Annotated in this window: 13 protein-coding genes; 9 read left to right on the forward strand and 4 right to left on the reverse strand. The window is 69.8% G+C overall.

Going from position 1 to position 20,520, the window contains the following annotated elements; genetic code table 11:
• Positions 1–2: 2 nt before the first annotated feature.
• Positions 3–665 carry a potassium channel family protein gene (locus KM427_RS11895; protein ID WP_183594863.1) on the reverse strand — a complete coding sequence of 221 codons (663 nt, stop codon included), beginning with the start codon at positions 663–665 and terminating at the stop codon, positions 3–5.
• A 256-nt stretch (positions 666–921) separates the two neighbouring features.
• Between KM427_RS11895 and KM427_RS11900 the strand changes: the two genes are divergently transcribed.
• The 8 genes from KM427_RS11900 to KM427_RS11935 all read left to right on the forward strand — a co-directional run bounded on the left by KM427_RS11900 (position 922) and on the right by KM427_RS11935 (position 14,331).
• Entirely contained in the window at positions 922–2,970 is a 2,049-nt protein-coding gene (locus KM427_RS11900; RefSeq protein WP_183594864.1) for an APC family permease, read from the forward strand.
• Positions 2,967–4,097 (forward strand): class I SAM-dependent RNA methyltransferase, encoded by a 1,131-nt coding sequence (locus tag KM427_RS11905; RefSeq protein WP_215527305.1) that lies wholly within the window; start codon positions 2,967–2,969, stop codon positions 4,095–4,097. The genes KM427_RS11900 and KM427_RS11905 overlap by 4 nt, the downstream gene beginning before the upstream one ends.
• A 129-nt stretch (positions 4,098–4,226) precedes the next feature.
• Positions 4,227–4,928, forward strand: a complete 702-nt coding sequence (locus tag KM427_RS11910) for a helix-turn-helix domain-containing protein (protein ID WP_215527306.1) — start codon at positions 4,227–4,229, stop codon at positions 4,926–4,928.
• Entirely contained in the window at positions 4,925–5,647 is a 723-nt protein-coding gene (locus KM427_RS11915) for a hypothetical protein (protein WP_215527307.1), read from the forward strand. The genes KM427_RS11910 and KM427_RS11915 overlap by 4 nt, the downstream gene beginning before the upstream one ends.
• A 227-nt stretch (positions 5,648–5,874) precedes the next feature.
• Positions 5,875–7,491, forward strand: a complete 1,617-nt coding sequence (locus tag KM427_RS11920) for a DUF2397 domain-containing protein (protein WP_215527308.1) — start codon at positions 5,875–5,877, stop codon at positions 7,489–7,491.
• On the forward strand, positions 7,488–8,804 hold the full coding sequence (locus tag KM427_RS11925; RefSeq protein ID WP_215527309.1) for a TIGR02678 family protein: 1,317 nt from the start codon (positions 7,488–7,490) through the stop codon (positions 8,802–8,804). Before KM427_RS11920 ends, KM427_RS11925 begins: the two co-directional genes overlap by 4 nt.
• Entirely contained in the window at positions 8,801–13,048 is a 4,248-nt protein-coding gene (locus tag KM427_RS11930) for a TIGR02680 family protein (protein WP_215527310.1), read from the forward strand. Before KM427_RS11925 ends, KM427_RS11930 begins: the two co-directional genes overlap by 4 nt.
• Positions 13,045–14,331, forward strand: coding sequence for a TIGR02679 family protein (locus KM427_RS11935; protein WP_215527311.1), 1,287 nt, complete (start codon positions 13,045–13,047; stop codon positions 14,329–14,331). Before KM427_RS11930 ends, KM427_RS11935 begins: the two co-directional genes overlap by 4 nt.
• 423 nt (positions 14,332–14,754) lie before the next feature.
• Here KM427_RS11935 and KM427_RS11940 read toward each other — a convergent pair whose 3' ends face one another.
• Genes KM427_RS11940 through KM427_RS11950 form a run of 3 tightly spaced genes read right to left on the reverse strand, consistent with a single transcriptional unit; the run spans position 14,755 to position 17,307 of the window.
• Positions 14,755–15,723 (reverse strand): ABC transporter ATP-binding protein, encoded by a 969-nt coding sequence (locus KM427_RS11940; RefSeq protein ID WP_183594866.1) that lies wholly within the window; start codon positions 15,721–15,723, stop codon positions 14,755–14,757.
• The gene (locus tag KM427_RS11945) at positions 15,720–16,520 is read right to left on the reverse strand and encodes an ABC transporter permease (protein WP_183594867.1); all 801 of its coding nucleotides are present in this window, start codon (positions 16,518–16,520) and stop codon (positions 15,720–15,722) included. The genes KM427_RS11940 and KM427_RS11945 overlap by 4 nt, the downstream gene beginning before the upstream one ends.
• The gene (locus KM427_RS11950) at positions 16,513–17,307 is read right to left on the reverse strand and encodes an ABC transporter permease (RefSeq protein ID WP_215527312.1); all 795 of its coding nucleotides are present in this window, start codon (positions 17,305–17,307) and stop codon (positions 16,513–16,515) included. The genes KM427_RS11945 and KM427_RS11950 overlap by 8 nt, the downstream gene beginning before the upstream one ends.
• A gap of 208 nt (positions 17,308–17,515) precedes the next feature.
• Between KM427_RS11950 and KM427_RS11955 the strand changes: the two genes are divergently transcribed.
• The gene (locus KM427_RS11955) at positions 17,516–20,368 is read left to right on the forward strand and encodes an aconitate hydratase (protein WP_215527313.1); all 2,853 of its coding nucleotides are present in this window, start codon (positions 17,516–17,518) and stop codon (positions 20,366–20,368) included.
• Positions 20,369–20,520 lie beyond the last annotated feature (152 nt).

A 20,520-nucleotide genomic window follows, 5' to 3' on the forward strand; every position in this document is an offset into this window, starting at 1 on the left:
CCTCAGCTCTCGTCGGGTCCGGACTCGATGACCTGGTAGGCGTGGGCGGCGTTGTCCTCGCGCATCGCGACGTGCAGGATGTCGCCCTCCTGGATGACGCTCTCGCGGGAGGCGAGCACGCCCTCGCCGAGCCGGTCGATCCAGGCGATCCGGCTCTTCGACTGCATCTGGAAGTCGACGGTGCGGTGGCCGATCCACGACTCGGGGGCCGGGATCTGGTCGAGCCGGATCGTGCCGGAGGGGTCGCGGAAGTCGGGCTCGGCGCCGGCCGGCAGCAGCCGCCGCAGCATCTGGTCGGCGGTCCACTTGACCGTGGCGACCGTGGTGATGCCGAGCCGCTGGTAGACCTCGGCCCGGCCGGGGTCGTAGATGCGGGCGACCACCTGCTGGATGCCGAAGGTCTCGCGGGCCACCCGCGCCGCGATGATGTTGGAGTTGTCGCCGCTGGAGACCGCGGCGAACGCGTCGGCGCGCCGGATGCCGGCCTTCTCGAGGACCTCCTGGTCGAAGCCCTGACCGGTGACCTTGTCGCCGTTGAAGCCCGGGCCGAGACGGCGGAAGGCGTCCGGATCGGCGTCGATGACCGACACGGTGTGGTTGCGGTCCTCGAGGCTGCGGGCCAGCGTCGAACCGACGCGTCCGCAGCCCATGATCACGACGTGCACCAGGCAGACGCTACTAGATGACCAGCTCCAAGGCCTCGCGCGCTGCGCGACGCTCATCATCCGCTCCGGCGGCGTTGCCGACGCTTGAAAGACGTCCAGTCTGCCGACGCATCGGCGCCTTGCCGGCGCGGCGCTGAGCGCCGCTCGCCTGCACGATCCCTTGGAGCTACTCATCTAGGTTTTCGCGGGCACCGGACGGCCGACGCCCCGGCGCGGATACCCGACCCGTCGCCGAGTGGGTCTAGCCTAACCGGTCGTGGGTATCGGCGACGTGTCGAAGCGCGTCCTCCTCGGGCGCAAGCTGCGCAGCTCGCAGCTGGGCGAGACGCTGCTCCCCAAGCGGATCGCGCTCCCGGTCTTCGCCAGCGACGCGCTCTCGTCGGTCGCGTACGCACCGGACGAGATCTTCATCATGCTGTCGCTGGCCGGCGCCTCGGCGTACGTCTGGTCCTGGAAGATCGGCCTCGCCGTCGCGATCGTGATGATCGCCGTCGTCGCGTCCTACCGCCAGACGGTGCACGCCTACCCCAGCGGCGGCGGCGACTACGAGGTGGCGTCGGTCAACCTGGGGCCGACGGCCGGCACGACGGTCGCCAGCGCCCTGCTCGTCGACTACGTGCTGACCGTGGCGGTGTCGATCTCGTCGGGGGCGCAGTACGCCGCGTCGGCGTTCCACGGCCTGATCGGGCACGAGGCGACGTTCGCCACGGTCATGGTGGTCCTGCTCGCCGCGATGAACCTGCGCGGCGTCCGCGAGTCCGGCACGCTCTTCGCGATCCCGACGTACGCCTTCATGGCCGCGATCCTCGGCATGTGCGGGTTCGGCCTCTTCCGGCTCGTCGAAGGGGATCTCCCGGAGGTCGCGAGCGCGGACCTGGACATGGCCGCGGCGCCCGGCTACGGCGAGTCGATGACGACCATCGCGCTGATCTTCCTGCTGGCCCGCGCCTTCTCGTCGGGATCGGCGGCGCTGACCGGTGTCGAGGCGATCTCGAACGGCGTGCCGGCGTTCCGTCGGCCCAAGAGCCGCAACGCCGCGACCACGCTGCTGCTGCTCGGCATGATCGCGGTCACGATGATGCTCAGCGTCATCCTGCTGGCCAAGGAGATGGGGCTCCAGCTCGTCGACCCCGAGGACCTGCACCGGCTGACCCTCGACGGCCAGCCGCTGCCGGCCGACTACGACCAGCACACGGCGATCTCCCAGATCGCCGACGCGCTCTTCTCGGACTTCCGTCCGGGCTTCTACCTGGTCGTCACCGTGACCGGCATCATCCTGGTGCTCGCCGCCAACACCGCCTTCAACGGCTTCCCCGTGCTCGGCTCGATCCTGGCCAAGGACGGCTTCGCGCCCCGAGCGCTGGGCTCGCGCGGCGACCGGCTCGCCTACAGCAACGGCATCGTGTTCCTGGCGTTCATGGCGATCGTCCTGATCCAGGTCTTCGACGCCGAGACGACCCGGCTGATCCAGCTCTACATCGTCGGCGTCTTCGTGTCGTTCAACCTCAGCCAGCTCGGCATGATCCGGCACTGGACCCGGCACCTGAAGACCGAGCGGGACCCCGCCGTACGCCGCCGGATGTACCGCTCCCGGGTCATCAACGGCATCGGGCTCACGCTCACCGCCGTGGTGCTGATCGTCGTGCTGGTCACCAAGTTCTTCGCCGGCGCCTGGATCACGATCCTCGCGATGATCGTGTTCTTCGTGCTGATGCGCGGCATCCACCGCCACTACGCCAGCGTGAACGACGAGCTCGCCGCCGACGAGGAGGACAAGGTGATGCCCACCCGGGTGCACGCCATCGTCCTGGTCTCCAAGCTGCACAAGCCGACGCTGCGCGCGCTGGCGTTCGCGAAGGCGACCCGGCCGAACGTGCTCGAGGGCGTCTACGTCTCGGTCGACCCCGAGTCGACCAGCCGGCTCCTCGAGGAGTGGGACGAGCGCAACATCGACATCCCGCTCAAGGTGCTGCACTCGCCGTACCGCGAGCTGGTCCGGCCGATCGTCGACTACGCCCTCGAGATCCGCAAGGCCAACCCGCGCGGAGTGGTCTCGGTCTTCATTCCCGAGTACGTCGTGGGCCGCTGGTGGGAGCAGCTGCTGCACAACCAGACCGCGCTCCGGCTCAAGGGCCGCCTGCTCTTCGCGCCGGGCGTGATGGTGACCTCGGTGCCCTACCAGCTGCGCTCCTCGGAGCTGGTGCGTGAGCGCGAGGAGCGCGAGGGCGTGTGGGTGCGCCCCACCGAGCTGCGGATGGGCAACGTGCGCTCCCGGGTCAACCGCGATCGGCAGATCCAGCGATGAGCGGTGCCGGCCGGCGCCGGACGCGGTCCCGCAAGCCGCGCGGCGCCTCCCGGGTGGGCGAGCGGTTCGAGGCGGTCGTCGGTCCGGTCGCCCACGGCGGCCACTGCGTGGTCCGCCTGGGTCCGCCCGACTCGCGGGTCGTGTTCGTGCGGCATGCGATCCCGGGGGAGCGGGTGGTCCTGGAGATCACCGAGGGCACCGACGGCGACCGGTTCTGGCGCGGTGACGCCGTCGAGGTGCTCGAGCCGTCGCCCGACCGGGTGCCGCCGCCCTGTCCGTACGCCGGGCCCGGGCGCTGCGGTGGCTGCGACTTCCAGCACGTCGACCTGGCCCGGCAGCGTGCCCTCAAGGCCGACGTCGTGAGCGAGCAGCTGCGCCGGCTGGCCGGCCTCGACGTCGAGGTGGTGGTGGAGGCCGTCCCGGGCGACGACCACGGCCTGCGCTGGCGCACCCGGCAGCGGTACGTGCCGCTGCCCGGGGGTGGGCGGGGGATGCGCAAGCACCGCTCCCATGACGTCGTCCCGGTCGAGACCTGCCTGATCGAGGCGCCCGAGCCCTCCGACCACGTCGCGTTGGGCCGCACCTTCGAGGTCGCCGACGGCGGCTTCTGGCAGGTGCACCCGGGCGCGCCCGACATGCTCGTCGGCACCGTGCTCGAGATGCTGCGGCCGCGGCCGGGCGAGCGCTGCCTCGACCTGTACGCCGGCGTGGGGCTCTTCGCGGCCTTCCTCCTCGAGGCGGTGGGGGAGTCGGGACGCGTGATCGCCATCGAGGGCGACCCGCCCGCCTCCGCGCTGTCGGCGACGAACTGCCCCGGTGTCGAGGTCCGGGCCGGCGGCGTGGCCGACGTCCTCGCCGCGCCCCTTCCTGACGGCTCCGTCGACGAACCGTTCGACCTCGTCGTGCTCGACCCGCCCCGCGAGGGCGCCCGGCGGCCGGTGGTGGAGGCGGTCGTCGCCCGCGCGCCGCGAGCGGTCGCGTACGTCGCCTGCGACCCGGCCGCGCTGGCCCGAGACCTCGCGACGTTCGCCGAGCTCGGCTACGAGCTGCGCGAGCTCCGCGCCTTCGACCTGTTCCCGATGACTTCACATGTTGAGGTCGTTGCGAAGCTTGTCAAAAGCCGCTGACCTGCGGTTTTGCGGCTTAGGACTTTGCCGTCACGACGATTGGGGCCCACTGAGAGCTCGCTTTGGGCTCGGTTCGAAGTGGTGCGTCGGCAGTTTCACAATCCTTGAAACTCTTCTAGGATTGTGTGCATGGGATCGGTGAGCGTCGCGCAGGCCGCAGAGCGGCTGGGCGTCAGCGTGCCCCGGATCCATCAGCGCATCGCGGACGGTTCGCTCGTTGCCGAACGGGTCGGGTCGCAGTGGGTGGTCGACGAGCGGTCGCTGGGGCGTGTCCAGGAACGGCACAAGGCGGGTCGCCCTCTTTCTGCCCGCTCTGCGTGGGCCATCATCGCGGCCTCGGCGAGCTCGCGGGGGCCGGCCGGCCCGGCGCGCACCCGGCAACAGTTGGATCGTCTCCTGGAGTCCGCTGTGGAGTTGGCTGCCGATGAGGAGGCGGTCAGTGACCTGGCTGTGTCGCTTCGGTCAGTGTTCCGCAACCGGGCGCGACGACGGTTGTTTCGTGCCGCGTCGGCCGACCTTGCGGATCTCAAGGGTGACGAACGCTGGGCCATGCTGGTTGACCTCGGCGCCAGCGGCATCGCTTCGGCAGACGTCGAGGGTTACCTGGGTGAATCCGACGTTGATGGACTTCTGAAGGACTACCTCTTGGTCGACGCCGACCGCGACGCGAACGTCATCCTCCATGTCATCCCAGACGGGCAGGACCCGTACCCGGATTCCGAGCTCAGGCTCGCTGCCGATCTCGCGGAGCATCGTGGGCCGCGCGAGGAGACTAGGGCAGCTGAGCTGCTGCACGAGCTCGCGTTGGAGTGGAAGGCGGCCCAACGATGATCGACCTGCCTGCGATGCCACCCGAGCAGACTGCTTCCTGGCTGGGTCTCCTGGACCTGCACGAGCGGCTCGCTGGAGGCTGGACCCTGATCGGCGGCCAGCTCGTCCACTTGCACTGCGCTGAGCGGGGGCAGTTCCCGGTGCGCCCCACGAACGACGCAGACACGGTGATCGACGTACGCGCCGACCCCACGATGTTGGCCACGTTCACCAGGGTCTTGGCCGACCTCGGGTTCACCTCAGCTGGCATTTCGGCCGAGGGGTTCCAGCATCGCTGGGTCCGGGGCGACGCCTCGATCGATGTCCTCCTGCCCGACGGTATCGGCGAGCGTGCCAGCCTCCGCCAGGGAGTCACCGGAAGTCCGACCCTCCCCACCGCCGGGGGGACGCAAGCACTCCAGCGCAGCGAGACCGTGGCGGTGGCTGTCGCCGGCCGCCAAGGATCGGTACGCCGCCCCAACCTCGTCGGCGCACTGGTCGGTAAGGCGGCCGCTCTCAGCAACACGGGCGACCCCGGCCTCGGCCGCCACCGGCGCGACTTCGTCATCCTCGCCGGCCTGCTGACGGCCCGCGACTTCCGCGGGGAGGAACTCACGAAGAAAGACCGCCAGCGACTACGCGCGATGGTCGCGGCAGTCCGAAGGGACCGCGCGCTTCTGCTCGAACTTCCGGGTGCCGAGTCTTCGGTCGCCCGGCTCGTTACGGCGGGGGAGTTGTAACTAGCAGCCGGGTCGCGTCAGCGAGTTGAGTGCGCACCGTCGTCTCGGGACCCGGCCCAGACCGAGAGGACGTCCCTCGGCTCTTGTGCTTTGCGACTTACTGGATCTCAGTCCAAGTGTCGGCGGTCTCACATAGCGTGCGTAGCGTCGAGGGTGCGCAGCCAATGACGTGCTCGTTGTCGGTGACCCCGCGGGACTCTCGCCAACCAGGGACGGAGGCTGTGCCTGTGGCACCGAACATCGATGCTGACGACGCGCAGGGTCGTGTCATTGAAGCGGGCGAGCTGTCGCCCGGTGCGAGTCCTCCCACCATGACGGAGAGGCTGGCGCTCTACCGGCACGTCACAGCCGAGAACGCTGCCGAGTACCTGCAACTGATGCGGCTGTTCACCGAGACTCTCCTCACTGACCTGTCCGCCGCTGAAGCGCACGATGCTCTGCTTCGCACCGCGCCGGAGATGGCGACGTCGGTCGACGACATCGAGCATCGCTGCCGGCAGTTGGTGACGTGGGGGAACCTCGTCCCGTCCGTCCGGGACGCTCGCGTCGCCACGGTCAGCGAGTGGCTTCGTTCTAGGTCGCGATACCAGGCGTCAAAGCTTGGCGGTCGGGTGCACCGCCAGGTCGGCGATGTCCTTCGCGCTTCCGACGGTGCCCGCGAGATCGCGCGCGAGCTCCTCGGCGGCACGGTTCAGACTCTCGAGCGCATTCTTGTCCACTTGGACTCCAAGCCGGTCGATGGTGACGCCCTCGCCGGCGATGTGACGACCGTGTTCAACAACCAGCGCCTTTTCGCCGAGTCCGCAACGGAGTTCTACGCGTTCGTCCAGGGCCGCATCTCGCGCTACGACCTCGGTGGACCCGAGTACGCCGCGTTCAAGACGATGCTGCTGACCTACGTCGACCTCATCTCGGCCGACGTGGCCCGCCACGCGCCCGCGGTCGCGGCGCTCCTTGAGAAGATCGAGAACCGGCTCGACCTGGTACTCGCCACGCTTGACGCGCTCCCAGGTCTCACCGGCACCGACGAGCAGACCGAACGGTCACCGGGCCGCAGCCGAGCAGACTGGGAGGAGCTGACCACCTGGTACACCGGGCGACGTGGCCGATCCGGACCGACGCAGTTGCGTGCAGCCGCCGACCAGGCCCTGGGCCAGCTCATCGCGAACGCCAAGCGGATGCTCGCCGCCGCCGGGACCGGCGTCTCCCGGCGCGCGGACTTGCTGCGGCTCGCCGTCTGGTTCGACGAAGCTGACACGGCGACAGCTCACCGAATCTTCGATGCCGCGTTCGGGGCGTACCCGGCACGTCACCTTCTCGGCGGCCCCGACGAGGACTCCGGGCGAGCCGGCGCCACAACGTCGTGGTGGGACAGTGACCCAGTCGACGTGCCTCTGTCGCTACGAGAGCGCGGCGACCGCACCGCCCGAGGCCGAACCTCCCGGGTTCCCGACCCAGGGTTGGACCGCGAGCGGCTCCTCGCCGAGGCGCAGGCCGAAGCTGACCGCAAGCGCGCAGCAGCAGCGGAGCTCGCTGCCGCAGGCAACCTGGATGGCGCACACCTATCACCGGCGGCTCGAGAGCTGCTTCTCGACCGGCTTGCCGACCTCATCGCAATCGACCAACTCCTCGAGGGAGCGGCAATCTCGACGGACACCGACGCAAACCTCATCGTCACGGCAACCCCGGTCGCTGGAGCCAACACCATCGTCCACTGCCCCGACGGCGACCTCACCGTGCACGATCTCGAACTGCGTGCCGACCTTGCCGCTACCGGCGCGAACACCGTCATTGATGGACCCGAGGGTGTCGGGAACCATGTATGGACGGAGACCACGGCATGAGCACCCTTGACGGCCGCTCGACTCTGACGTCGACCACGAGCGAGCATGCCGCTGCTGAACGTCGGGCCGCCGCGCGAGCACTGCTGGCCACACCCATCCTCGCTGCGGCACAGCACGCTGAGGACCTCACGCTGGTCCGTCGGCACAAGGTCGCGCTCCGGCAGACGTTCCAGACGCTCCTCGGCTACCCACTCGTCGTCGAGCCAACGTTCGCTCGACTAGTCAAGGCAGTCCCACCCGTCGACGTGCCCGCCCGCGGTGCGCGGCGCGCAAACGGCGGCGAGCTCACCCCTCGTGCCTACACGTACCTGGCACTCGTGTGCGCCGGTCTGATGGCTCCAGGCGCGGGCGAGCAGGTCCTCCTATCTGCCCTCGTCGAGCAGCTCCGTGCCGACGCAGCGACCGTCGGCATCACGACGGACGAAACCCTCGGAGAACGGCGAGCGCTGGTCGTTGCCATCGACCAGCTCATCGAATGGGGTGTTCTAGTCGAGACCGACGGCAGCGTCGCAGGCTGGGGTGAGCGCCGGGAAGAGGCGCTCCTGACCGTCAATCAGTCTCTTCTGCCGCACGTTGTCGCACGCCCGCTCGCTGGGATGGACAGCCCGAAGGACATGTGGTCGGTCGACCCGGTCGAACGTGAGCAGCCTCGGCCCGCATTGCGTCGCCGGCTGACGGAGCACCCCCTCGCCCGACGCGAGGCGCTCACCGAGGCCGAGGCCGACGCGCTGTCGCGTGAGCGGCGCGACGTCACCAGGGCCCTCGATGATGCGTTCGGCCTTACCCTAGAAGTTCGGCTCGAGGGTGCATTGGCCTACGACCCGGACGACGAGCTCACCGACGTCGAGTTCCCCGGTCAGGGCACTGTCCGCCAGGCTGCTCTCCTGCTTCTGGACGCGCTCGTTGACACGTTGAACGTCGCTGCCGGCACGACCGCGCTAGTCGACGGCGTCCCGGTCCCCGGTGTCCTCGCGTCGTGGGAGGTGGTCGCCGAGAACATCGAGCTTCTCTGCGACCAGAACGCGAGGGCCTGGCGTGCTGAGGTTGCCGGCGACCTGGGCAGGCTGACCGACGAAGTGGTCCAGGTCCTGTCGGGGGTGTCGCTCGCTACCCCCACCGACGCTGGGCTCGTCCTCCACCCCGCCTGCAGCCGATACCGGCCCGAACCTGTCCGCACAGCCACACGCACGCGAGCCCAACGCCGCCTCACCGACGATGGCTCAGCTATCGACTCCGCAGACGAACCTCTCGTCGCCGACGCCGACGCCGACGCCGACGCCGAAGTAGACCCGCACAACCAGGAGCAGTCGTGACCCTCACGCAGATCCCCACCGAGGGCATCGAGACCGCGGACCAGACGCCGCCGAAGCACCACCCGTACCGGTGGCGCATGAACCGCGCCGGGCTGGTCGACGTCTGGTACTACTACGACACCGAGTTCGACCTCTCCGGCGGCCGGCTCGTCCTGCGCGGAACAAACGGATCCGGCAAGAGCCGGGCCCTCGAGCTCCTCCTGCCCTTCGTGCTCGACGCGGACCGCCGCAAGATGGACGCAACCGGGTCCGGCAAGGTCAGCCTCGTCGAGCTCATGAAGGCCGGGGCAGCGGACCGCACCACGAGGGCTGGCTACGTGTGGCTCGAGCTGGCCCGCAGCGTCGACCCCACCGACCCCGCAGATGCCGAGCTTCACGAGTCCGGAACGACCGAGCAGCACACCACCATCGGCGCACACATCCGGTTCTCCCGTTCGACCGGAGAAGCGAAGGTCCACTACTTCACCACCGACCTGCGTGTCGGCTACGACCTCGAGCTCCTGTCACCGACACGAGAGACGCTTCCACGGGACAAGCTCGCCGACCTCATCGGCGCCGACCGCATCACTACGTCACCGGGAACCCACCGCGACCGCGTCCGGGCGACCGTCTTCACGCTGACCGGCGACGCGGGTGCTGAACGGTACGCCGGACTGCTTCAGCTACTGCACACGCTGCGTTCACCCGACGTCGGCAACCGCATCGAGGAAGGCAGGCTTCCCCAGATCCTGTCCGACGCGCTCCCACCGCTGGACGAACGTGCCCTCAACGCGGCCGGCGAGCAGCTCGACGGGCTGTCCGAAACCCGCCTCGCACAGGGCCGGCTCGAAGCCGCCTTGGGTCACGTAAACACGTTCTTCGACACCTACCGACGCTACGCAGCAACCGCGGTCTCAGACAGCGCCGAGAACACCACGAAGGCTGCATCGGCCGCCGAGGCAGCGGTCAAGGACGCCAAGAACCGCGCGACCGTTCACGCCGAGCTCGACAAGGCACGCGGTGAGAACCAGGCACGCATGGGCGAACTCGACGAGAGCATCGCCGACCTCAGCGGAACCATCGCCGGCATCAAGCAGTCCTCCGCGTACGCCGACGCCCGCGACCTCGACGAGCGTGAGAAAAGGGTCGAGGCTCTCGGCGCCGCCGCCGTCGCCGCTCTCGTCACCGCAGAACGCGCCCGCGGCGCCGAAGGTCGAGAGGTCCGCACCGCCAACGAGGCAGCCGCGAAGGGGGTCAGCGCCAGTGAGCGTGCCGCTGCAGCCGTCGAGAAGGCCCGCACGAAGGTTGACGCCGCTGGCGTCTCTGGTGGGCTCCCGGCGAGCATCGCCGCTACGACTGCTCCGGCCAGCGTCCTCACCGAGCCGGTGCGCCTCACCCGGGACGGTGACCCCACCCCGCTCGACCGTCCTGTCCCGGTCCAACTGTCCGTCACCCCAGACGACCTCGGCAGTGCGGTCGAGCAGGCGCGCCTCGTGCAGGTCAGCGCCACCGAACGCGGCCGCCAGGCTGCGGGCCGTCTGGACAAGGCGCAGGCGCTTGACGTGCAGCGCGGGAAGGTCGAGGCGGCCGAGCGGCGCGCCGAGGAAGCCGACCAACGGGCCAACGAAGCCGAAGAGGTCGACCTTGAGCGTCAGGTCGAGCTCACGACGGCCGCCGACACGTATGCCTCCCAGTGGCGCGACTGGGTCTCCGCCGCCGCGACGGTCGCAGCATTCGGCGCCGAGCCGGACCTGACCGGCACGGGCATCGACGCCGTACTTGCCGATGCACCTATTGTCATCGGCGACCTCAGCGAAGACGACCTGACCGAGCTGGATCACGTCGCCGGGATGCTTGCCGAGACCGTGCGCGAACAACACACGCACACCATCGCCGAGCTCGACGCCGCCGACCAGGTCGACGACGCGGTCCGCAACAACCTGAAGGTCGAACGCACCCAGCTGGAGTCCGCGGTTGACCCGAGCCCGACCACGCCGACCTGGATCCGACCCCGCGGCGTCGACGCCATCCCGTTGTGGCGAGCCATCGACTTCGGCGACGACCTCGATGCGACTGACCGCGCCGGCCTCGAAGGAGCGCTCCTGGCTTCCGGACTCCTACTCGCCGATCTGCACCGTGACGGGACCCTGCACGCTGAGAACGGGCAGCTGCTCCTCACCCCGACCGGTCCGGTCGACGAGACCCCGGTGACCGGCAAGCTGATCGCCGACCCGGGGAGCCCGATGCCAGTGGAGGTCGTGGAGGCGGTCCTCGCACGCATCGGTTTCGGCGACCGCCGCAGCGGTGGTGCCACGACACCCGCCGGGGTGTGGGTGGCCCCAGACGGGTCATGGGGCTCAGGTCCGCTGACCGGCCGATACCTGCAGCCCGTCGCCCGCCACATCGGCACCACCGCCCGCGCCGAGGCGCGACGGGTCCGACTAGCAGCCATCGAGGTCGAACTCGCCCAACTCGCGGACGCCGCCGAAGTCCGTGCCGCCGCCCGCGCCGAAGCTCGCGCTGCCCGAGACCGGCTCGGCGCCGTGACTCGCAACGCTCCACGGACCCAGGCAGTCTCATCCGCCCGGGTCCGCGCCGCCGACGCGACCAACCGAGCCGCGAAGGAACGGTCCCGGGCCCACGAAGCGGCGATGCAAGCATCCGAACTGCGCACAGCCTGGTCCCGTGACGTCAGCGAACACCGCGCGATCTGCTCCGAGTTCAACCTTCCGCACACCGCCGACGACCTCCAGGTCGTCCGCCACGCAACCGGCGAAGCGGAATCGGCATGCCGAGACCTCAGCAACCTCCTCGACCAGCTCATCACCGTGGTCGCCGACCACGCCGACGCTGTCGGAAGAGCCGGCGACCGCACCGACGAACGGGTCGAGGACGAGTTGCGCGCCGCGACAGAGTGGACGACTTGGCACCGTGAGGCATCCGAGCTCGAGTCGGTCCGTTCCAGCATCGGGCAGGAGGCGGAGGCGGCGAAGGCCGAGCTGCGCGAATGCGAGACCACCCGCAAGACCCTGGAGGGCGAGCTGGACAAGGCGCGGACCCTCGACTCACGCCTTGGTGTGGAGGTCGGTACCGCCGAGGCTGAGGCTCGCGCTGCCGCCGAACGAGTCACAACAACCCACGAGGACCTTGCCGCGACGTTCGACCAGTTCCGGCGACGCCTGGAGATGCCGGGCATCACAGCAGCAGCATTCGCCGAGCCGCCGGAGACCATCGAACTGTCTGAGGTCACGCCGGCCGCTGTACGCAAGGCAGTGACCCGCACGGCCGCCGGCCTGCGCCGCCACAGCCAGGGCGCCGACGAGAACACGCTCTTCGGTCCGCAACGCACGCTCGAGCGGGACCTGTCGGGCTCCTACGACGTCATCACTGAGGTCCGCGACGGTGTCCGCCTCATCGAGCTGTCCGACGCGACCGGCCGACGCAGCATCGCCGACGCCGCCGCCGAGCTCACCCGGACCGTGGAAGAAGGCCGAAACGCTCTCAGCGAGCGTGAACGGAGCGTCTTCACCGAGTTCGTCCTCGGCGGAGTCGCCGAGGAGCTTCGTCGTCGACTGGACCAGGCCGACGAGCTCATCGCCGCGATGAACGCGTCACTGGCCACCATCCGGACCTCGCACGGCATCGGGGTCAAGCTCCGGTGGAAAATCTCGGAGAGCTCCGACCCGGCCGTCGTACGCATCAAGGAACTCGTGTCCACCGCCGGTGCGGTGAGGTCCGCCGACCAGACCGCCGAACTGACCGAGCTCCTCAAGGACCGCGTCAACGAGGCGTTCGAGCTCGACGAGTCCGCGGGCTACGCCACCCACCTACACGACGCACTGGACTACCGGTCCTGGCACACAGTCGAGGTCATCATTCTCGGTCCGAAGTCGGGCCAGGAGCGTCGCATTAGCCGCAAGGCGCGACTCTCGCAGGGCGAGACGCGGTTCGTATCCTATGTGGCCCTGTTCGCTGCCATCGACGCCTACCTGTCCGGTCTGCCCGACACCGGGCGCGCGCTGCGGCTGCTGCTACTGGACGACGCGTTCGCCAAGGTCGACAACCGCACCATCGGTGAGCTCATGGGGCTGCTAGTACGGCTCGACGTCGACTTCGCGATGACCGGGCACGCCTTGTGGGGTGACTATCCGCAGGTGCCGGCGCTGGACTGTTACGAAGTCCGCCGGGTCGAAGGCTCGGCCGCTGTGACGACCCACGTCCGTTGGGACGGACACACCCGACACCTTCGGGCAGCGCCGCGATGACCGACTCTGCCCTCCCGTCGGCGACACGCGACTACCTGCTCCACCCCGACCTGGCGCCCCTGTGGGATGCCGTTCGCGGAAGGCTCGAACGAAACGGCATCCAGGTCACCGGCACTGTGACTGTCACCTTGGACGAGCAGGGCGTCGACCATCTCAGCGGCCTCCTCGGCCGGCGCGTGACAAGCCCCGTCCGCGTGCGTCTCGCAGACGTGGACGCGGCGCTGCGGCGGTCCGCTGCAGCAGCTGGGCTGGTGACGGTCATGGAGGCGCTCAGTGGGCCGATCGTGGACCGCAAGGCCGCCCGTGTGGCTCGGACCGAGGCGCGAGCCAGCACAGCCGCCCTGCTTGACGCGGCGCTCGCCGCCGCAGGGGTCGGTGACCAGGAGTGGGTCCCCGGGTTCGTTGAGGGAACCCGTCTCGCCGGAATCCTCACCAAGGCCGGAGATGGCGCCGGTGCCGCTGTCGGACACGCGGGCGCCGTCCTGGCCGAGCTCGCCGCATCCGGTGCCCTTGCCCCAGCAAGGTCCGCGTCCGAGCGACCAACCGAGTGGGGCTTGGCTGAACTGGCGACCAAGTGCACCGGCGACGCGCACGGCCTCGACTCGGGCCGCGTCGCCGCCGCCCTCGTGCTGCGTGCCGCGGCCGCCGCTCACGGTCTCCATCCACCGGAGTCGGCGGCCGAGGTCCGGAACATGTGGACCCTCCTGGGGGTGGTGCCCGACGCGATTTCCGGCACGGTGCTGGTTTGGTCGCTACGGCCACCGGGGGAGGACGCCTGGTCGGTCATGATGCGGGCTCGAGCCGATCTCGGCCTGGTCACCCACCTGACCTTGCATGAGTTGAACGGCGCCGCCGCCACACGGGCCTGGGCGAGGCCCGGGACGACCGTGTCGGTGTGCGAAAACCCGCAAGTCCTCCAGGCGGCTGCTCGCGCAAGAACGACGGGACCCCTGGTGTGCACGTCCGGGAACCCCGCGAGCGTGGGGTGGATTCTTCTCCGCGGCGTTCTTAAGCAAGGCGCACAGGTGCGGTACCACGGTGACTTTGACTGGCCCGGGGTCGCGATCGCCGGACGAATCGTGGCTGCCGGCGCGCAGCCTTGGCGCATGTGCGCCGGCGACTACGAGGACGCTGTCGAGTCGCTCACAGCGGCTGGCAGGCTGCCGATCGCAGGGGTTCCGGGCCCAACGCCGTGGGACCCGCAACTCGCGGTCAGCATGTCCCGCATCGGAGTTGCTGTTCATGAGGAGGCCCTCGTAAATGTGCTGCTCGCCGACCTGTAGAACGTTTCGCTACGGCGGTCGCAGACGAGTTGTCAGGGTCTTGTGTGGGTGCCTGCGACCGTCGGTGCCTGCTGACAGGAGGGCTCGGAATGGGCTCGCTTTGATTCGCAAACGCCGTCAGCGGCGTGCTGACGACCTCAGATCTCTTCGGCGGCATCGCTGCAGGTCAGAAGGCAGTTTCCCCCGTGGGATGCAGCCAGTCGCAGGGGATCGCATTCGCGCTCAGTCCCATCTACGTGTTCCCGATGACCCACCACGTCGAGTGCGTGGCGCTGCTGGAGCCCGCCGGCCGCCGACCCGGGTCGGCGGTGGGGATCGCCGCGGGACGTCATACGGACGGTGTGTCCCCTTGCTCGGAACGTATGACGTCCGCGCGCGCACCGCACCTGCCACCGCCGACCCGCGGCCCCAGAGGCGGCCGGCTCAGCGCCGCGAGGCGTAGATCCGGCGGACGATCTCCTCGATCTCGGGCTCCTCGACGGCCAGGTCGACCAGCTCGGCCCGGTCGCTGAGCGAGGCGAGCACGCGGGCCGCGGTCGTCGACTCGGGATCGAAGGCGAGCCGCTGGCGCATCCCGCCGGCCTCGCTGCCGAGGTGGCGGGTGTCGGGCACGTCGGCGAGGTCCGGCGTCGGCTCGGCTAGGTCGACGACCAGGACCCGCTCGGCGCCGACCGTGCGGGACAGGCCGGCGAGGGTGCCGTCGTAGACCAGCGATCCGCGGTCGACGAGCAGGATGCGGTCGCAGAGCCGCTCCACGTCGCCCATGTCGTGGGTGGTGAGCAGCAGCGTGGTGCCGTGCCGGCTGCGCTCGGCGATCAGGAACTCGCGCAGCCGCTGCTTGGAGAGCACGTCGAGGCCGATCGTCGGCTCGTCGAGGATCACCAGCCGCGGCGAGTGCAGGAGGGCGGCCGCCACCTCGGCGCGCATCCGCTGGCCGAGCGAGAGCTGACGCACCGGCGTACCGAGGAACTCGGCGAGCTCGAGGCGCTCGACGAGCTCGTCGGTGCGCTCGCGCTCGGCGACCCGGCCGAGCGCATGGATCGAGGCGAGCAGGCGCAGCGAGTCGCGGACCGGCAGGTCCCACCACAGCTGGGTGCGCTGGCCGAAGACCACGCCGACCTCGCGGGCCAGCCGGCGGCGGTCGGCCATCGGGCGCAGCCCGCACGTCGCGACCGTGCCGCGGGTAGGCATCAGGATGCCGGTGAGCAGCTTGATCGTCGTCGACTTCCCGGCGCCGTTGGCCCCGATGTAGCCGACCGCCTCGCCGGGCTCGACCCGGATGGACAGCCGGTCGACCGCGACGACGGTACGCCGCCGGAGTCCGTCGCGGACCCGGAAGTCCCGGCCGAGGTCGTGGGTCTCGATGATCGGGCCGATCGTGGGGGTGATCATCCTCCGCCTCCTTGGTAGTGACGTACGCCGGCGCGCCAGGTCAGCAGCGCGAGCACCCAGGCCCACAGGGCGGCCACGGGTGCGCACCACCCGAGCCACGTCGGCATCCACTCGGGTCCGGGCAGGCCGAGCAGCGTCACGACGGGCAGGTAGGCCGTGAACGCCATCGGGAAGAAGAAGCCGAACACCACCACGAGCGGCCGGCTCCAGACCGAGGCCGGCTGGGTGGCGGCGTACCGGCCGCCGTAGACGAACGCGTTGGTCGCCTCGGCGCCGTCGATGAGGTAGAACTGCGCGCCCGCGGCCCAGACGAACATGGCCGCGAAGGTCGCGATCCCGCTGACCAGCGCCAGCACGATCAGGGCGACCGAGGCGAGGCTCCACGCGACGTCGTTCACCGCCAGCCCGACGCCGAGGGCCGCGGCGCCGACGACGGCCCGGGCCAGGCGGCGCAGCGAGATGTCGCTGGTGATCAGCTGCAGCAGCAGCGGCTGGGGGCGCAGGTAGAAGACGTCGAGCGTGCCGGCCCGCAGGTAGGTCGGCAGCGTGTCGCAGTGGCCGAAGGACAGGTCCGCGAGCGAGAACGCCAGGTCGGCGAGGCCGAAGACCAGCACCACGGCGGCGAGGTCGAGGCCGCCCAGCTCGGTGACGGCGTGGAAGACCACCCACACCTCGGCGAGCTCGACGAACCCGACCAGCAGCGAGCTGGCCAGGTCGAGGACGAAGCTGGTGCGGTAGCTGCGCTGCGCGCGGATCCGCGAGGCGAGGACGGCGCGGTACGCCGCGAGGTCAGCCACCCTGCACCTCCAGCCGCCGGCGGCCGACCCGGGTCGCGAGCTGCCCGGCCGCGACGGTGAGCACCAGCCAGAGCACCTGGAGCGCGACCAGGCCGACCGCGGCCGCGCCGCCCACCCGCCCGGAGAGCACGTCGACCGGGTACATCATCATCGCGGGGAACGGCGTCGCGGTCGCGACCAGGCGCAGCCAGTCGGGGAACAGCGCGATCGGCACGAAGAGCCCGGCCAGGAAGCCCGAGACGACCATGTAGAGGAGCGCGACGCCGCGCGTCTCCAGCAGCCAGAAGCCCGAGACCCCGACGAGGTAGACCGTGGTGGCCGACACGACGATGCCGAGCAGCAGGCTGACCGCGCCCAGCGGGTAGGCCCACGGGTCCTCGGGTACTGCCATGCCGACCAGCAGGGCGCCGATGACCACCGACGGGATGCCGCGCGGGATCAGCGCGAACACCGCCCGGCCGACCTCGGTGGTGACGCTCGCCAGGTGCACGTCGAGCGGACGCAGGAAGTCGACCGCGACGTCGCCGGTGCGGATCCGGTCGGCGATCTCGGTGCGACCGGTCAGGTTGACCGAGCCGAGCATCCCCTGGGAGATCCAGATGTAGCTGCTCATCATCGCCACGTCGTACCCCGCGAGCTCACCGCCCGACGTGCGCACCGCGGCGAAGAGCAGCGCGACCTTGAGCAGTCCGAACGCGGTGTTGGCGACCAGCCCGCCGAACGCCGCGAGACGGTAGGTCGACTGCCGCCGGAACCCCGCGACGAAGAGCCGGAGGTAGGTGCGCACGAGTACGGGAACCTACCCGCCCGCGCGTCCGGACGCATCGTGGTTACCGGGCCGCGGGTGCGTCTCCTCTCGGCATCATGTATCTTGATATCAAGAGATATGGCGACGACCTCCGCTCTCGGAAGTTAGGGGAGCCTTCCTTTTGCCGCGTTCCGGCGCGGCGGCAGGATGGAGGAGCGATCACACCGGACGACGAGACATTCAGGAGATGACGGCTGTGGCCAGTCAGAACAGCTTCGGTGCGAAGAGCACCCTGGACGTGGACGGGAAGTCCTACGAGATCTTCCGCCTCGACGCGGTCGAGGGCGAGGGACTGGACGTCGCGAGCCTGCCGTTCAGCCTCAAGGTGCTGTTGGAGAACCTGCTGCGCACCGAGGACGGTGCGGACATCACCGCCGACGACATCAAGGCGCTGGCCGGCTGGGACGAGAGCGCCGAGCCCGACAAGGAGATCCAGTTCACGCCGGCGCGCGTGATCATGCAGGACTTCACCGGCGTCCCCTGCGTCGTCGACCTCGCCACGATGCGCGAGGCGATGGCCGACCTCGGCGGCGACCCGTCGAAGATCAACCCGCTCGCGCCCGCCGAGATGGTCATCGACCACTCCGTGATCGCCGACGTCTTCGGTACGCCGGAGGCCTTCGAGCGCAACGTCGAGATCGAGTACGAGCGCAACCGCGAGCGCTACCAGTTCCTGCGCTGGGGCCAGGGCGCCTTCGACGACTTCAAGGTCGTCCCGCCGGGCACCGGCATCGTGCACCAGGTCAACATCGAGCACCTCGCCCGCACCGTCTTCACCCGTGAGGTGGATGGCGAGCTGCTCGCCTACCCCGACACCTGCGTCGGCACCGACTCCCACACCACGATGGTCAACGGCATCGGCGTGGTCGGCTGGGGCGTCGGCGGCATCGAGGCCGAGGCCGCGATGCTCGGCCAGCCGGTGTCGATGCTGATTCCGCGCGTGGTCGGCTTCAAGCTCTCCGGCGACCTGCCCGAGGGCTCGACCGCCACCGACCTGGTGCTCACCATCACCGAGATGCTGCGCCAGCACGGCGTGGTCGGCAAGTTCGTCGAGTTCTACGGTCCGGGCGTCTCCGCGCTGCCGCTGGCCAACCGCGCCACGATCGGCAACATGAGCCCCGAGTTCGGCTCCACGATCGCGGTCTTCCCGATCGACGAGGAGACCGTCAAGTACCTCGAGCTCACCGGCCGCTCCGCCGAGCAGCTCGCGCTGGTCGAGGCCTACGCCAAGGCCCAGGGCCTGTGGCACGACCCGAGCGCCGAGCCGCGCTACAGCGAGAAGCTCGAGCTCGACCTGGGGACCGTCGTCCCGTCCATCGCCGGCCCGAAGCGCCCGCAGGACCGGATCGAGGTCACCGACGCCAAGCAGTCCTTCCGCGGGGCCCTCACGGCGTACGTCGAGCACGAGGCGCCCGCCGTCTCGGGTGCGTACGACGAGGCGCTCGAGGAGTCCTTCCCGGCCTCCGACTCGCCGGCCGCGCACGAGGACATCCACGGGCAGACGCCCGCCCGCGACTACCTCACCTGCGCGCCGACGGACGGCGGCCGGGCGAGCAACCCCGCGACCGTCACGCTCGAGGACGGCACCACGTTCGAGCTCGACCACGGTGCGGTCGCGATTGCGGCCATCACCTCGTGCACCAACACCTCCAACCCGTCGGTGATGATCGGCGCGGCGCTGCTCGCCAAGCGGGCCGTCGAGAAGGGCCTGCAGCGCAAGCCGTGGGTCAAGACCACGCTCGCCCCCGGCTCGAAGGTGGTCTCGGACTACTACGAGAAGTCCGGCCTCACGCCGTACCTCGACAAGCTCGGCTTCAACCTGGTCGGCTACGGCTGCACCACCTGCATCGGCAACTCCGGCCCGCTGATCCCCGAGGTCTCGGCCGCGGTCAACGAGAACGACCTCGCCGTCGTCTCGGTGCTCTCGGGCAATCGCAACTTCGAGGGCCGGATCAACCCCGACGTGAAGATGAACTACCTCGCGTCCCCGCCGTTGGTCGTCGCCTACGCGCTGGCCGGCTCGATGGACGTCGACCTGTTCAACGACCCGCTGGGCCAGGACACGGACGGCAACGACGTCTTCCTCAAGGACATCTGGCCCTCGCCGTCCGAGGTCGAGGAGGTCATCGCGTCGGCGATGTCGGCCGAGACCTTCGCCCAGGAGTACGCCGACGTGTTCGCCGGCGACGATCGCTGGCGGTCGCTGCCCACTCCCGAGGGCGACATCTTCGAGTGGGACGCGGACTCGACGTACGTCCGCAAGCCTCCCTACTTCGAAGGCATGCCCGACGAGCCGACCCCGGTGTCCGACATCGAGGGCGCGCGGGTGCTGCTCAAGCTGGGCGACTCGGTCACCACCGACCACATCAGCCCGGCGGGCGCGATCAAGAAGGACTCGCCCGCGGGCAAGTACCTCGCCGAGCACGGCGTCGAGCAGCGGGACTTCAACTCCTACGGCTCGCGGCGCGGCAACCACGAGGTCATGATCCGGGGCACGTTCGCCAACATCCGGCTGCGCAACCAGCTCGCGCCGGGCACCGAGGGCGGCTTCACCCGCGACTTCACCCAGGGCGCCAGTGGTGAGCAGAGCGTCACCACGGTGTTCGAGGCGTCGGAGAACTACCTCGCCGCCGGCACGCCCCTGGTCGTCCTGGCCGGCAAGGAGTACGGTTCCGGCTCGTCGCGCGACTGGGCCGCCAAGGGCACCTCGCTGCTGGGCGTGCGGGCCGTGATCGCCGAGTCCTACGAGCGGATCCACCGCTCGAACCTGATCGGCATGGGTGTGATCCCGCTCCAGTTCCCCGAGGGCGAGGGCGCTGAGTCGCTGGGTCTCACCGGCGAGGAGGAGTTCTCGTTCGCGGGCATCACCGCGCTCAACGAGGGCCGCACCCCCAAGACCGTCAAGGTCACGGCCACCGCTGCCGACGGGCGCAGCGTGGAGTTCGACGCGGTCGTCCGCATCGACACCCCCGGCGAGGCGAACTACTACCGCAACGGCGGCATCATGCAGTACGTCCTGCGCAACTTGCGTCGGGGCTGAACAACGCCGAGTCGGCGCGAAAACACCCTCGAGTCGGCGCTGCTTCACCCGAGACCTGGTGAAGTAGCGCCGACTCGGCATTTCGGCCAACCTCTCCCGGGGCTGGGTGCGTGGGTGGGGGTGTGACTGCTCCCCGGGAGTCCGGGCGTCGT

The organism is Nocardioides sp. LMS-CY (assembly GCF_018732145.1).
GTDB classification, from domain to species: domain Bacteria; phylum Actinomycetota; class Actinomycetes; order Propionibacteriales; family Nocardioidaceae; genus Nocardioides; species Nocardioides soli.